General features: G+C 51.0%; 15 protein-coding genes. All 15 read right to left on the reverse strand.

The genetic code is table 11. The annotated features are described in order from the left end of the window. Window positions 1–80: 80 nt before the first annotated feature. Window positions 81–296 (reverse strand): hypothetical protein, encoded by a 216-nt coding sequence (locus L7E55_RS04645; protein ID WP_277442891.1) that lies wholly within the window; start codon window positions 294–296, stop codon window positions 81–83. A gap of 12 nt (window positions 297–308) precedes the next feature. After that, window positions 309–2,282, reverse strand: a complete 1,974-nt coding sequence (gene feoB / locus L7E55_RS04650; protein ID WP_277442892.1) for a ferrous iron transport protein B — start codon at window positions 2,280–2,282, stop codon at window positions 309–311. A gap of 7 nt (window positions 2,283–2,289) precedes the next feature. After that, the gene (locus L7E55_RS04655) at window positions 2,290–2,523 is read right to left on the reverse strand and encodes a FeoA family protein (RefSeq protein ID WP_277442893.1); all 234 of its coding nucleotides are present in this window, start codon (window positions 2,521–2,523) and stop codon (window positions 2,290–2,292) included. Between the two features lie 157 nt (window positions 2,524–2,680). Next, on the reverse strand, window positions 2,681–3,202 hold the full coding sequence (locus tag L7E55_RS04660) for an undecaprenyl-diphosphate phosphatase (protein WP_277442895.1): 522 nt from the start codon (window positions 3,200–3,202) through the stop codon (window positions 2,681–2,683). 133 nt (window positions 3,203–3,335) lie between these two features. Continuing rightward, on the reverse strand, window positions 3,336–5,399 hold the full coding sequence (locus L7E55_RS04665) for a heavy metal translocating P-type ATPase (RefSeq protein ID WP_476748022.1): 2,064 nt from the start codon (window positions 5,397–5,399) through the stop codon (window positions 3,336–3,338). A 205-nt stretch (window positions 5,400–5,604) separates the two neighbouring features. Next, entirely contained in the window at window positions 5,605–5,979 is a 375-nt protein-coding gene (locus L7E55_RS04670; protein ID WP_277442897.1) for an ArsR/SmtB family transcription factor, read from the reverse strand. Between the two features lie 212 nt (window positions 5,980–6,191). Beyond that, entirely contained in the window at window positions 6,192–6,509 is a 318-nt protein-coding gene (locus tag L7E55_RS04675; protein ID WP_277442898.1) for a TusE/DsrC/DsvC family sulfur relay protein, read from the reverse strand. A 15-nt stretch (window positions 6,510–6,524) separates the two neighbouring features. Then, entirely contained in the window at window positions 6,525–7,658 is a 1,134-nt protein-coding gene (locus tag L7E55_RS04680; RefSeq protein WP_277442899.1) for a trans-sulfuration enzyme family protein, read from the reverse strand. A gap of 11 nt (window positions 7,659–7,669) precedes the next feature. Further along, the gene (locus L7E55_RS04685; RefSeq protein ID WP_277442900.1) at window positions 7,670–8,848 is read right to left on the reverse strand and encodes a trans-sulfuration enzyme family protein; all 1,179 of its coding nucleotides are present in this window, start codon (window positions 8,846–8,848) and stop codon (window positions 7,670–7,672) included. Further along, window positions 8,799–9,620, reverse strand: a complete 822-nt coding sequence (locus L7E55_RS04690) for a HesA/MoeB/ThiF family protein (RefSeq protein WP_277443011.1) — start codon at window positions 9,618–9,620, stop codon at window positions 8,799–8,801. The genes L7E55_RS04685 and L7E55_RS04690 overlap by 50 nt, the downstream gene beginning before the upstream one ends. 43 nt (window positions 9,621–9,663) lie before the next feature. After that, window positions 9,664–10,113 carry a sulfur carrier protein ThiS gene (thiS, locus tag L7E55_RS17570; RefSeq protein ID WP_338091163.1) on the reverse strand — a complete coding sequence of 150 codons (450 nt, stop codon included), beginning with the start codon at window positions 10,111–10,113 and terminating at the stop codon, window positions 9,664–9,666. Between the two features lie 16 nt (window positions 10,114–10,129). Next, on the reverse strand, window positions 10,130–10,585 hold the full coding sequence (locus L7E55_RS04705; protein ID WP_277442901.1) for an RrF2 family transcriptional regulator: 456 nt from the start codon (window positions 10,583–10,585) through the stop codon (window positions 10,130–10,132). A gap of 44 nt (window positions 10,586–10,629) precedes the next feature. Beyond that, a complete protein-coding gene (nifU, locus tag L7E55_RS04710; protein WP_277443013.1) occupies window positions 10,630–11,001 on the reverse strand; it encodes a Fe-S cluster assembly scaffold protein NifU in 372 nt (123 codons plus the stop codon). Window positions 11,002–11,195: 194 nt separating this feature from the next. Beyond that, window positions 11,196–12,476 carry a homocysteine synthase gene (locus L7E55_RS04715; protein ID WP_277442902.1) on the reverse strand — a complete coding sequence of 427 codons (1,281 nt, stop codon included), beginning with the start codon at window positions 12,474–12,476 and terminating at the stop codon, window positions 11,196–11,198. Between the two features lie 140 nt (window positions 12,477–12,616). Beyond that, window positions 12,617–13,549, reverse strand: coding sequence for a cysteine synthase A (gene cysK / locus L7E55_RS04720; protein WP_277443014.1), 933 nt, complete (start codon window positions 13,547–13,549; stop codon window positions 12,617–12,619). Between the last annotated feature and the right edge of the window lie 93 nt (window positions 13,550–13,642).

Here is a 13,642-nt window from a genome sequence, read left to right on the forward strand (position 1 = left end):
ATTGCATATAAAAAAATTAATTTATAAATATAAAGGCTCACACTTTATTACTAGCGCAAGCCTTTGCCAACCTTATTAACTTAACCTTTTTGATATAAGCATCCTGTTTTTCGCCAATCCGCGCACTCCTCCGGAACAGCCTCCCGCTCCACTCCGCAACTGCCGCAGCTCCCGTGGCAGCAGGCCGGCTTTAAAAGAGACTTGTTGCACCGAGGGCAACGCAGAGTGTTGGGGTCTTCAACCCGGTAGCCACACTGGGGGCAGTTTTTTATATTCATGAGCAATATATTAGTCACAACCGCCGCCCCCTAACCCGCGATCCCCCGGGGTTTATCCCGCTTGGCCAGACGGCAGGCTATGACTGTCGCCAGGGTCATGCCAAAGAACGCGAGGATAATCCCCAAAGCTCCCGTATACCCGCCATCCCCGCCGAAGGCACTGTGCAATTGGGACACGATACCGCCCACCAGGAAGGCCACCGCCCAACTGGCGCCCCAGATCATGGCCGCTTCTTTCTTGGAGCGTTCCTTGAAGATAATCAGAATAGACGCGATGCACGGCACGAAAAGGGTGATGGTGATCAGAGCCGCAATGGTTTGCTCCGGCGTCAGGACCATATTGCTTAGACCGGCTGCCCCGAAATCCCGGCGCACGATACCCATGATGAAAGCGGTGGCCGCTTCTTTCGGCAGCTTGAGCCAGCCCACTGTCAGGGGCGCCAGCAGGTTTTGCAAAAATTCCAGGATGCCGGTGACCTGAAAGACGCTGATGATAAGAGCGCCCAGGGCAAACAGGGGAAAGGCCTCTTTCAGGAAGTTATAGGATTTAGTCCCGGTCTTTTTCAGTACGTTATCCAATCTGGGCAGCCGCAGAGGAGGCAGGTCGATCAGGAGATCCGTTGACTTTCCGGGCAACAGGGTGTCCATAATCGTACCAATTATCACCAAAACTGTAAAGATAACCATTGCATAGAGGGCAACATACCAGCCGCCAACGCCGGCAAGCAATCCGGCGATTACCCCCAACTGGGCCGAGCAGGGTATGGTCAGTCCTAACAGGAGTACGGCAATCCTGCGCTCCCGGTCAGAGCCTAAAAGCCTGGTGGTGATGGTGGCCATGGTCACGCAACCGAACCCCAGGATCAACGGGATTACTCCCCGGCCGTTCAAGCCCACGCCGGTTAATAAGCGGTCAACCAGGGTGGCGATTCTAGGCAGGTAGCCGGAATCCTCAAACAGGGAAAGGAAAAAATAGAAACCAATCACCAGCGGCATCAACAGCCCCAGGATGTAAGTAATGGTCATGGTCAACAGGCCGAATTCTCCAATCAGAATAGTGCCAAGGACCGACTCTGCGGATATGAGTTGGCCGACAATGCCGCGCACCGCAGGTTCATACTTCTCCAACATGATGGTTTCCTCGGTGAAACCTACTACCGTCCCGGCAATTAACACACCGATGACATAGTACATAGCGTAAAGGGCCAGGGCCAGAATAGGCAAGCCGGTAGCAGGCTTAAGCATCCAGCGTCCCAGGAGGCTACCGAATGTAGCCCCTTCAGTGCTTTCTTTAAGGACGTGTTTGATTACGTCGTTAACTCGCTCCCGCCTCATCAGGTATATTTCTTCCCGGTGGTTTTCCGGTTTCAGGCCGTGGCGCTCCGCCACCAACGGATCATCTTCCAGCACCAGCAGCGCTTCGCCTTGGCTGCCCACCCGGTTAGCCAGCCGGCTGATGAGGGGCTCCAGTCCCGGAGTCATATGTCCGGTTTTAGCATCGGCAAGCCGCTCTTTTACTTCACTGAAACCTTTTCTTTGTACAGCCACCGTAGGTATCACAGGTATACCTAAAAGATCACTTAAGAGATCGGCATCAACCTTCAGGCCCTGCCTTTCGGCCTCGTCCACCATATTCAACGCCATTATGACTGGTACGCCGGTATCAATAACCTGCTGGGTTAAAAACAGGTCCCTTTCCAGGTGAACGGCGTCTACCACGCTTATCACCATGTCCGCGGACAGGATGATATCCCGGGCAATGCGCTCCTCATCGTTGAATGAGGAGATGCCGTATACCCCCGGTGTATCTATAATAACGTCGGAACCAAAGCGGCCGTGCGAGATCTCCAAGGTGGTGCCGGGGTAGTTGGAAACATCCACGTACAGCCCGGTGAAATAGTTAAAAAATACCGACTTCCCAGTATTGGGGTTTCCGGCTAATACGATTTTCTTCGCCCCTTCGGGTATGTTTTTCAGGCCAACAGGACCATGACAATGTGCCACCAGTTCATCACTCCTTTTCAGTACATGACATTACCACACCGATCTGCCTGGCCAGCCCTCGTCCCAGAGCTATCTGCTGTTTATTCTTACGGATTACAATGGGTCCGGCAGGCACCACTTCCTCACAACTAACCGTCTCTCCTTCGGCGATACCGAAACGGATGGCTTGGACGCGCACCACCTCGTTAGGTATGGAAGTAATTTTAAAAGATTGCCCCCTTTTTACCCGGTCCAGGGTCATTATTAAACACCTCCTTCATTAGGAACGTAACTTATTAATTGATTAATAATCTTTGATTTTGATAATGATAATAATTATCATTTGGTGGTCAAAAAATAACGAGAATCATTCTCAATATCATTCTACTGTCCTCTCCCGTTAAAGTCAACTATCACATTTAAATTATTCCCACTATTTCATCACGCTCAAGTATAGCACGGCAACACCGATAATTATCCGGTAATACCCGAACGGTATAAAATTTCTCCTCTGAATGTATTTCATAAAGGCCGCGATTTCTGTTACGTCTCTCAATAACGATTAAAACAATGCCGCCTATCACAAGAGCCAGCGCTACGGTTAAAGGGTTAAAAAGCAGTTCCTCCACACGTTTTCCCAGGGTACCCCCGATCAGCAGGGCAGGTACAACCCCTATGACCGTCTTTTGCCATAAACCCCATACTTCTTTTTTCTCTATAATTGTTTTATTGCTGCCGAAAGGGAAGATTCTGCTCCAAAAATATACCACCACCGACAGGATAGCCCCCAATTGTATTACCACGTCAAACATATTCGCGAAATTGCCCGTAAAACCAACTAATTTGTTCACCAAAATCAAATGGCCGGTTGAAGAAATAGGCAAAAATTCCGTTATACCTTCGACTATTCCTAATATTATTGCGCTAAAAAAACTATCCATCGCAGCCTCCTTGGTTTTATCCATAACTAATTAGAATAACAAAAACGGTATACATTCAATGAAACCGGTAGCATCACGCGGCGAAGCATAACACACAATCCTTGCCATCAAGAATCATTTGTCAGCTCTTCCATTACTTTTCCGGGTTAATCCGCAACAGCCGGATACCGTTTAATGTTACCAGCAGTGTAGCTCCCATGTCTCCCATGATCGCCAGCCAGAGGGTCAGCCAGCCCGGAAACACAGCGGCGATAGCAATAGCCTTGATTACCAGGGCAATCCCGATATTTTGCCGGATCACCCCTAGCGCCGCCCGGCTAAGGAGGATCGTAAAAGGAAGCTTGGCAAGGTCATCGGCCATCAGGGCGATATCCGCCGTTTCCAGCGCCGTATCTGTGCCCGCCCCACCCATGGCGATGCCAATCGTCGAAGCAGCCAGCGCCGGCGCATCGTTGATGCCGTCACCGACCATGGCAACCCTCCCATGCTCCTGCAAAAGCGTATGGACGGCTTTTACTTTGTCCTGGGGCAACAGTTCCGCATGAAACTCATCCACCCCGACACGTACCGCTATAGCCCGGGCCGCAGCCTCGTTATCCCCCGTGAGCATAATGGTGCGGCGGATGCCGGCCTGCTTCAGAGCAGCTATCGCTGTTTTACTATCCCCCCGTACTTCATCGGCAACGGCGATAATCCCCAGGAAACCTCGCGCAGTGTACATAACCATGGCTGTCTTACCTTCCTCCTGCAGGCTGTGGATCCGCCTGGCGACAGGCTCTGTATACACACCCAACTCGGTAAACAAGCGGAGGTTTCCCATGTAGACATTCCGCCCATTGACAACCCCATACGCTCCACGGCCCGCGAGGGCGTTGAACTCCTCCGCGGGTTCCACCTTAAGACCACGGGCTTCCGCCGCCTTGACAATCGCTATCGCCAGCGGGTGCTCGGAACGGACCTCCAGGTTGGCGGCAATCTGGAGCAGTGCCAGCTCAGACTCGGACCCCAAAGAAATGACATCGGTGACTGCGGGTTCACCTTTCGTTAGAGTGCCTGTTTTATCGAAAGCAACCGCCGTAAGCGCGCCTGCTTGCTCCAAATATATACCACCCTTGATCAGAACCCCTTTCCGGGCAGCGTTGCCGATAGCACTGACAATAGCTACCGGGGTTGAAACCACAAGAGCGCAAGGGCAAGCTACCACTATTAAAGCCAGACCCCGGTAGATCCACGGCCCCCACGCATAGCCAAGCAGCAATGGCGGCGCCAGAACAACACAGATAGCCAGGACCAGCACGATCGGGGTGTAAACGGCGGCGAAGCGGTCCACAAACGCCTGGGAGGGTGCCCGCTGGGCTTGCGCTTCCTCCACCAGGTGAATAATCTTTGAGATGGTTGTGTCCTGAACCAACTTGGTGACTTCAACCTCAATGGAGCCATGAGTATTGAGGGTACCGGCATAAACTTCACCCCCCGGCCCTTTTTCCACCGGAACGGACTCACCTGTTATGGCTGACTCATTGATCGCTGACTCACCCTTAATGATACGTCCGTCCATGGCGATTTTCTCACCCGGACGGACGATCATTACGTCACCCACTTGAATATCCTCCACCGGGACTTCCAATTCACCCGTCAGACGGCGGATCCGGGCCACTTTGGGGGCGATGTTCATGAGTCCGCTGATAGACCGGCGCACACTTTCCATGGTCCAGGATTCCAGCATCTCGGAAACAGAATACAAGAAGGCTACAACAGCGCCTTCCCTCCACTGACCGATGGCCATGGCTCCGATTATGGCGGTAGTCATCAACACACTCATGTTGATGTCCAGACGTGGCAAAGAGTATACGGCCTTACGAATATTACCCCAACCGCCGGTCATTATAGCCAGCGCGTATAAGGGGATAAAAGTGAGCGCCATAACACCGGCTTGCTCTACTATATAAGCGGCCAATAACGCGGTAATGGAAACCACCATCCGCGCCAATTCCCAGTTAATCTCCGGCTTTACCGGCTTAACCTGCTCTTCACCGGCCGGAACGATGGTGTAGTGTTCCTTCCTGCCTTCCAGCCGGATTGCTTCCAAGTCGGCCGGACCTTCGACTGTCAGCTTGCCGGCCACAGTATTTAAACTAGCCCTGGTTACACCAGGAAGCGCCGCCACGCTCTTTTCAAACTTGGCGGCACAGTCCATTCAGGTAATTCCTTCTACCCGGAAAACAGTTGTACTTCCGGGTATACTCAAGCTCCCAACTTGGGCCATCCCAAATCACTCCTAAAAACATGTTCAAATGATTAATACCAGGTATTCAGGAGTCAGGAGTCAGTACTCAGAATATTTCGGGATAATAAACTGTTCTTTCATTCTGACTCCTGACTCCTGACTCCTGAGTAGTTGTTTATATCTTTTCCACGTAATTCAAAATTTCTCTCATCAGATTCCCAATATTAGTATTCGCTAACCGGTAGTAAACCATTTTGCCATCCCTTCGATACCTGGTGATTCCCAGGTGGTGCAGCAACCGGAGATGGTAAGAAGCGGTCGCTTTACTGCTGTTGATCAGGGCTGCCACATCGCAAACACAAAGCTCGGCCTTACTGAGAGCATAGATGACCTTTACCCGGGTATCATCAGCCAGGGCCTTGAAAGTAGTTGCGACACCTTCAATCCGGTCCACCTGAGGCTTAAGCCGGTTCACGATCTCCTGATCAATACAGTTGACCTGGCAAACCGGGACATCAATCATCAGTTTATCTTCAAGCGGTTTTTGCAATTTTTCTCACCTCACAATCAAACAGTAAAATAACTTTTTGACTATAATATTATAAAATCCCCTCTTCTGTTAACTCTAAAGCCATATCTACTACTTTTAATAATTATTTTCCTGCCAGGTTCGTCATCAAACTCTTTTTAATCACTTCGCTATAAGCATCCAACTCCTTTTATTCCTGATATGTTTTACGCAAAGAATGACCGTACCCCTGACTACACACAACCTCTCGGTTTCGGAAGGCCCGCGACCTTGCAGGCGCCCTTCGCCGGACCGGCGGGAAATAGTTCATAAATACGCTTCAAACTGCAGCCGGTCTCTTTGCATAACTTCGAAATCATTGGGGCAACTTGAAATTGCTGATAATAATCACGCAGGTAATTGATTACTCGCCAGTGCTCGTCGATAAGCTCTTCAATACCTTCGGCCGCGGCAAAAGCCCTGGCTACGTCTTCATTCCAGCATTCCGGCTCTATAATAAAACCGTCCTCGTCAACTTCCACTTCCAGGCGGTTAAAGTCAAAGTCGGGCATTTTATAACACCTCCACTAGGATATTGCAGCCGCTAAATCTTCAATCAAGTCACCGGGGTCTTCCAGTCCAACCGACAACCTGATCAGATCGCCGGTCACTCCGGTACGCACCCTGTGGTCAGGGTGCATTCCCGCGTGAGACATGGTCACAGGATAGGAGATTATACTCTCAACAGCGCCGAGGCTTACCGCCAAGGCCGATAATTTAACGTTCTCTAACAACCTTTTGGCCATCTCCTCAGTCTGCATGCGAAACGACACGATACCTCCAGGCCCGTCGGCCTGGCTGTCATGGATTTCCTTGCCGGGATGATCCGGCAAGCCGGGAAAATATACTTCCTTTACTTCCGGGCAGCCGGCCAGCCATTCCGCCAATTTACGCGCGCCGCTCTGGTGCATGTCCATACGCGCTTTCAAAGTCTTGATCCCGCGCATCAAAAGCCAGCAGTCCTGAGGCCCCAGAACCGCCCCGAAAGAATACTGAATATAATTAATGCGTTCGGCGGTTTGCTTATCCGCCGCCACTACCAATCCGGCAAGCAGATCACTGTGACCACCGAGGTATTTGGTAGCGCTATGAATGACGATATCTATACCAAGTTCAATGGGACGTTGCAAATAAGGAGTCAGAAAAGTATTATCAACCATACTCAACAAACCATTCTCTCTGGCAATGGCGGAAACTGCCCGCAAATCCGTAATTTTCAGAAGAGGGTTGGAAGGTGTTTCCGCGTAAACACCCTTGGTGTTTCGCCGCAAGGCTGTCTTGACTTTAGCGGGGTCGGTGAAATCAACAAAAGTCACTTCGATGCCCAACCGGTTAAACAGTCCTGTCAGCACCCGGTATGTGCCGCCATAGACATCCTCGCAGACCACTATATGGTCGCCCGGCGAGAAGAGCAATAACACGCTGGATATAGCAGCTATCCCTGAAGAAAAGGCAAAACCCCTGACGCCTCCCTCCAACTTGGCTATTATCGCTTCAAGGGCGTCCCTTGTAGGATTACCTGAACGGGCGTATTCATACGGTCCAAACTCATCAACTTTATTCTGTTTAAAAGTTGAGGCATGGTATACAGGAATACTTACAGCTCCGGTGGTTTGTTCAATTTCGTTTCCCGTATGCAGGATTCTGGTGCCAAATTTCATACATCGACCTCCTATTCAATAAAGGCCTGTTCCAAATCGGACAGCAGTTCGTCGACATCTTCGATACCCACCGACAGCCTCAATAATCTCTCATTTATGCCCAGGCGTTCCCGCTCTGCCGGGTCTATATCAGCATGGGTCTGAAATGCCGGGAACGTTACCAGTGTCTCCACTCCTCCCAGGCTCTCGGCGAATGAAACAAGTCTGACCTTGTTGAGGATCTGTTCGGCCATGGATTTATCCATTACCTCAAAAGAAACCATGGCGCCGAACCCTCGAGCCTGCTCTTTGAGCAACTGGTGGCCGGGGTGAGTTTCCAGTCCCGGGTAAAACACCCGGCGGACAGCTTTATGGCTTGCCAGCCAGCAGGCTATTGTTCGCGCGTTTTCTGTTTGCCGGTCTAATCTGACTCCCAGAGTTTTCATACCCCGGATAACTAACCAGCTATCCTGGGGTCCCAATACCGCCCCTACGGAATTCTGAAGAAAATAGATTCTTTCAGCCATCTCTTCACTCTTGGCCACAATTAATCCCGCGACTACATCATTGTGTCCGGCGAGAAATTTGGTCGCGCTGTATACAACAAGATCAGCCCCCATTGCCAGGGGCTGTTGCAGGTAGGGTGTCATAAAGGTATTATCCACAATAGTCAGCAAGCTCTTTTCCCTGGCCATAGCGCTGATCCTGCTTATGTCGGCCACCTTCAGGAGAGGGTTGGTAGGCGTCTCCAGCAGGATAGCCTTGGTTTCATCTTTTATCGCCAGGGTGACCTGGTCAAGATCACTGGTATCAACAAAAGTTGCCGCCAGTCTGTACTGGGAAAAAACCTTGTCCAGCAATCTGAATGTTCCCCCGTACAGATCCTCTGTCACAATAAGATGGTCACCCGGCTTAAAGAGCAGCAACAGGTTTGTCAAAGCCGCCATACCGGACGCGTAGGCAAATCCCCCGGCGCCCCCGTCAAGCCGGGCGATGCCCTTCTCCAGCACCTGGCGAGTGGGGTTGCCGCTGCGGGAGTAATCATATCCGGTGCTTTCACCAAAACGGGGATGACGGAAGGTAGCAGTCTGGTAAATGGGAATCGACAGGGCGCCTGTAGGGTCTTGTCCCACTCCCAATTGTACCGCTTCTGTGGAGGTTTTAATAACTTTCTCTCCTTTCTTTAACTGCGCATCCCGGCAGATCATCATCCGTCAGTCCGGTTATGGTAGGATTATCCCCGCAAACAGGGCAGTCAGGATCTCTCCTGACCTGTATTTCTTTGAACTTCATGTCCAGGGCGTTATAAGCGATCAAGCGGCCCACAAGCAAATCCCCCTTGCCCAGCAGGTATTTCAAGACCTCGGTAGCCTGGATTATCCCAATCGTCCCCGCCAGAACCCCCAGCACACCGGCCTCTGAGCAGGACGGCACCGAGCCGGGCGGTGGCGGCTCACGCAATATGCAGCGCAAACAGGGTCCTTTGCCGGGAATAACTGTAAAGGTTTGGCCGGTAAAACCAAGGACTCCTCCGTGAACGAAAATTTTCCCGGCCATGACGCAGGCATCGTTAACCAGATAACGGGTGGGGAAATTATCTACCCCGTCGACTATCACATCATAATCCCGGATAATTTCATTTATATTTTGAGCCGTCAACTTCTCCCAATGGGGCACAACATTACAATCAGGATTCAGGGCGTTCAGTTTTTCTTTGGCTGAATCAACTTTGGGCTTGCCGATGTCTTTGGTAGTGTGCAGGATTTGTCTTTGCAAATTGCTTAGATCAACTGCGTCGCAATCGATAATACCGATTGTTCCGACACCTGCGGCCGCCAAGTAATACGCTGCCGGAGAGCCCAAACCTCCCGCTCCGGCGATCAGGACCCTGCCGTCATTAATTTTCTTCTGGCCTATGCCGCCCACCTCGGGAAGGACGATCTGCCTGCTGTATCTCACGATTTGCTCTTCTGTAAAATCCAAGCGCACCATCCTTTCAAGACCACCGCTACCCCGGCTTGTTACTTTACTTGCCTGCATCCGTAAACAGCAGGTTGACCGAATCGCCCGATTTGATTATCGTGCTCTCGAAAGCTTCCCTGAAAAGAATTGCGCCGTTCAAACCGACGGTCACCATTTCGGGGTTAAGTCCGTACTCTTTAACTAGTTCAATTACCGTATATTCTTTACTCAGTAATTCCTTCTCACCGTTAAGCGTGATTATTACTTCATATTGTCCCTTTTCAATCAATAATCTATATTTTGTATCTATCTTCTCGGTCAGAATTATTTTATGTCCTTCACCTTTGACACTTTTCGGAACATTTTCTGCAGCTTCTCCGCCGTTAAGGAAAACTTCAAGAATATCACCACTTTGCAGTTGTTCCAGTCTGAGTTTTGTTTTAACGAATGTTACCGGACAAACATCGGGAGTGATATCCAGAGTGGCTTTTATCTTAAAATCTTTGTACTTCATTTTACCGTTCCAGCGCCTAAATATAATACATGCTGGCTTCGCTCGACAGGCGCATCTTTTCCGCTTCTTTGCAAAGATCTTCCAGGGTAGTGCTATCCAGCACACCAGCGATTGACTCCCGGATTCTTTCCCACATCACCCGCGTGGCGCAAGTTTCAGCCCGCGCACATATTTCAGGATCATCTTCGCTCACACAGCCCGTTGGGTTTATCGGCCCTTCCAGACACCTGACGACCTCACCGGCAGTAATCCGGGCAGGCTCCCGGGACAGCAGATAGCCTCCCTGGGCTCCCCGCACGCTCCGGACCAACCCTCCTTTACGTAAAAAAGTCATCAACTGTTCAAGATACCCCTCGGAAATCCCTTGTCTTTCCGCTACCCGGACGAGAGGAACCGGTTCGTGTGGAGAATAGTATTGCGCCAGATCCACCATAGCCCGCAAACCGTATCTTGCCCGCGTCGTGAATTTCAAGCCTAACACCCTCTCTAACTTCACAAGTTATTGGGAATGGCAATCTATTTGTCCTGGCTGTTTTTGTAGTCCTCAATAGCCTTGTGCAAGGCGTCCGCAGCCAGGTTGGAGCAGTGCATCTTTTGCGGGGGAAGCCCGTCAAGCATGTCGGCCACCGCCTGTTTAGTGATTTTTAAAGCTTCTTCTATTGTTTTTCCTTTTGCCATTTCTGTAACCATACTGCTTGTAGCGATAGCCGCCCCACAGCCAAAAGTCTTAAACTTAATATCAGTTATGATGTTGTCTTCAACCTTAATGGAAATCTTCATAATGTCACCGCAGACAGGATTGCCAACTTCACCTACGCCACAAGCGTCAGGTATTTCCCCAACATTCCTTGGATTGCTGAAGTGATCCATAACTTTCTCACTGTAAATAACGATCATCCCCTCACTTGTTCTGTTTAATAACTGTGATTAATCTTTAAAGTTATGTTATATTTAGGCACTCAGAATTCAGGAGTCAGAATTCAGAATAAGACGATTAATCATTCTTTTATTCTGACTCCTGAGTACTGACTCCTGAGTACTGACTCCTGACTCCTGACTCCTGACTCCTGACTCCTGACTCCTTAAGCTTTATTCAATGCCTGCTCCAGATCCTCCAGTAAATCGTCGACAGACTCCAGGCCGACAGAAAGGCGGATCAGGTCTTCGGTCACCCCGGTGGCGAGCTGTTCTTCAGCAGTCAGCTGCTGGTGGGTGGTTGAAGCCGGATGAATCACTAAAGACTTGGCGTCTCCGATGTTAGCCAAAAGTGAGAATATCTCCAGCGCGTCAATGAAACTTCGAGCTTGCTCACTTCCTCCTTTTATACCGAAGGTTAACAGAGCGCCAAAACCGTTGCGGTAGTACCGCCGGGCTAAAGCGTGGGACGGGTGGCCGGGCAGGCCGGGATAATTCACCCAGGTTACCTTCGGATGCTGTTCCAGGAACTCCGCTACGCTCATAGCATTCCGGCAGTGACGCTCCATCCGCAACGGCAGCGTCTCCACTCCCTGGAGCAGTAAAAAGGCGTTAAAAGGACTCAGGCACGGACCCAGGTCGCGCAGCAGCTGCACCCGGGCCTTGGCGATAAACGCGGCAGGGCCGAATGCTTCACTGTAAACCACCCCATGATAAGTCGGGTCCGGCTCAGTGAACTGCGGGAAATTGCCGTTTGCCCATGCAAAATTTCCCCCGTCTACGATGATGCCCCCGATAGAAGTGCCATGTCCCCCCATAAACTTGGTGGCGGAGTGAACCACGATATCCGCTCCGTGTTCCAGCGGCCGGCAAAGATAAGGGGTCGGTACGGTGTTGTCCACGATAAACGGGACACCGGCCGCGTGGGCAATCTCGGCTACCGCGTGAAAGTCGATTACGTCCAGTTTTGGGTTGCCGCTTGACTCGGCGAAAATCGCCCTGGTCCTGGAGGTTACAGCCAGCCTGAAGTTCTCCGGATCGACAGGATCCACAAATTTGACGTCAATCCCCAGACGCCGCAACGTGGCGTTAAACAGGTTGTAAGTACCACCATAAAGACTGTTGGCGGATATTATTTCGTCACCCGCTCCGGCCAGGTTGACGATAGCCAGCAACTCCGCCGCCTGTCCCGAAGCGGTAGCCAGGGCCGCCAATCCGTTTTCCAGGGCGGCAACCCGCTGCTCCAGCACGTCAGTGGTGGGATTCATCATCCGGGTGTAAATATTCCCTGATTCCTGCAATGCAAACAAGCGCGCCGCGTGTTCTGTGTCATTAAACACATATGAGGTTGTTTGATAAATTGGCACGGCCCGCGCCCCGGTAGCCGGGTCTGCCTGCTGACCGGCGTGCACAGCCAGGGTTTCAAAACCCCTGCTCTTATTACTCATGATACGATCTCCTCTTTATCTTTATAATCTATAATAACTACTCAAGGGTCTAAAAGGGAGTTGGTTAATTGTCTTGAAATATTCTGAATTCTGAATTCTGACTACTGACTCCTGAATACCCGAATATTTATCTGAGGCTCCTACTGTTCCTCCTGGAACAACGGCGTGCTCAGGTATCTCTCCCCGGTATCAGGCAGGATGGCCACGATCAGCTTTCCTTTGTTTTCCTGCCGCCGCGCCACCTCCAGGGCTGCATAAGTTGCCGCCCCGGATGATATGCCGGCCAGGATCCCTTCCTCCCGGGCCAACCTGCGCCCGGTTTCAAAGGCATCCTGGTTGCTTACCTTGATAATTTCATCTACCAGTGAAAGTTCCAATACTCCTGGAATGAAGCCTGCTCCAAGTCCCTGGATTTTATGCGGCCCCGGTTTCCCCCCTGATAAAACAGGCGAATCGGCCGGTTCCACCGCCACTACTTTCAACCCGGGCTTCCGTGGCTTAAGCGCTTGCGCGATGCCGGTAATAGTGCCGCCGGTGCCCACACCGCCAACAACGATGTCTACCTTGCCGTTAGAATCTTTCCAGATCTCCTCAGCTGTGGTTAACCGGTGGATTTCCGGGTTGGCAGGGTTTTCAAACTGTTGTGGAATAAAGGAATTTGGGATCTCTCTCGCCAGTTCATAAGCTTTCTGCACCGCACCGCTCATCCCCTGCAAACCAGGCGTAAGTACCAGTTCGGCGCCATAGGCCTTCAGCAAGCTCCGCCGCTCAACACTCATGGTATCAGGCATGGTCAGGATCAGCCGGTAGCCATGGACGGCCGCGACTAAAGCTAATCCGACTCCGGTATTACCGCTGGTGGGCTCGATAATCACTGAACCGGGTTTCAACAACCCTTGTTCCTCCGCCCGGCGAATCATATTAAAGCCGATGCGGTCCTTGACACTGCCGCCCGGATTAAAAGACTCCAGTTTTACAACCAGGTCGGTGTTTGTGCCTTTCGATACGCGCTGGAGACGCAACAATGGAGTATTTCCAATTAGTTCTGTCAGGCTATTAGCTATCCCGGACATCATTTTTCCCCCTTTTCGGCATATGAATAAATTCGGTACTTTAGCAGTTTGGTTACTAATTTAATAAAATACTTAATCCAATATAATTACTAT

It is taken from the genome of Pelotomaculum isophthalicicum JI (genome assembly GCF_029478095.1).
Classification (GTDB): domain Bacteria; phylum Bacillota; class Desulfotomaculia; order Desulfotomaculales; family Pelotomaculaceae; genus Pelotomaculum_D; species Pelotomaculum_D isophthalicicum.

Excerpts from the sequence above, each read along its gene's own strand:
- thiS (WP_338091163.1), bottom strand. The coding sequence starts at position 10,113 with ATGAAGTACAAAGATTTTAAGATAAAAGCCACTCTGGATATCACTCCC.
- L7E55_RS04715 (WP_277442902.1), bottom strand. The coding sequence starts at position 12,476 with ATGAGTAATAAGAGCAGGGGTTTTGAAACCCTGGCTGTGCACGCCGGT.
- cysK (WP_277443014.1), bottom strand. The coding sequence starts at position 13,549 with ATGTCCGGGATAGCTAATAGCCTGACAGAACTAATTGGAAATACTCCA.
- L7E55_RS04680 (WP_277442899.1), bottom strand. The coding sequence starts at position 7,658 with ATGAAATTTGGCACCAGAATCCTGCATACGGGAAACGAAATTGAACAA.
- L7E55_RS04660 (WP_277442895.1), bottom strand. The coding sequence starts at position 3,202 with ATGGATAGTTTTTTTAGCGCAATAATATTAGGAATAGTCGAAGGTATA.
- L7E55_RS04685 (WP_277442900.1), bottom strand. The coding sequence starts at position 8,848 with ATGATGATCTGCCGGGATGCGCAGTTAAAGAAAGGAGAGAAAGTTATT.
- L7E55_RS04665 (WP_476748022.1), bottom strand. The coding sequence starts at position 5,399 with ATGGACTGTGCCGCCAAGTTTGAAAAGAGCGTGGCGGCGCTTCCTGGT.
- L7E55_RS04655 (WP_277442893.1), bottom strand. The coding sequence starts at position 2,523 with ATGACCCTGGACCGGGTAAAAAGGGGGCAATCTTTTAAAATTACTTCC.
- L7E55_RS04675 (WP_277442898.1), bottom strand. The coding sequence starts at position 6,509 with ATGCCCGACTTTGACTTTAACCGCCTGGAAGTGGAAGTTGACGAGGAC.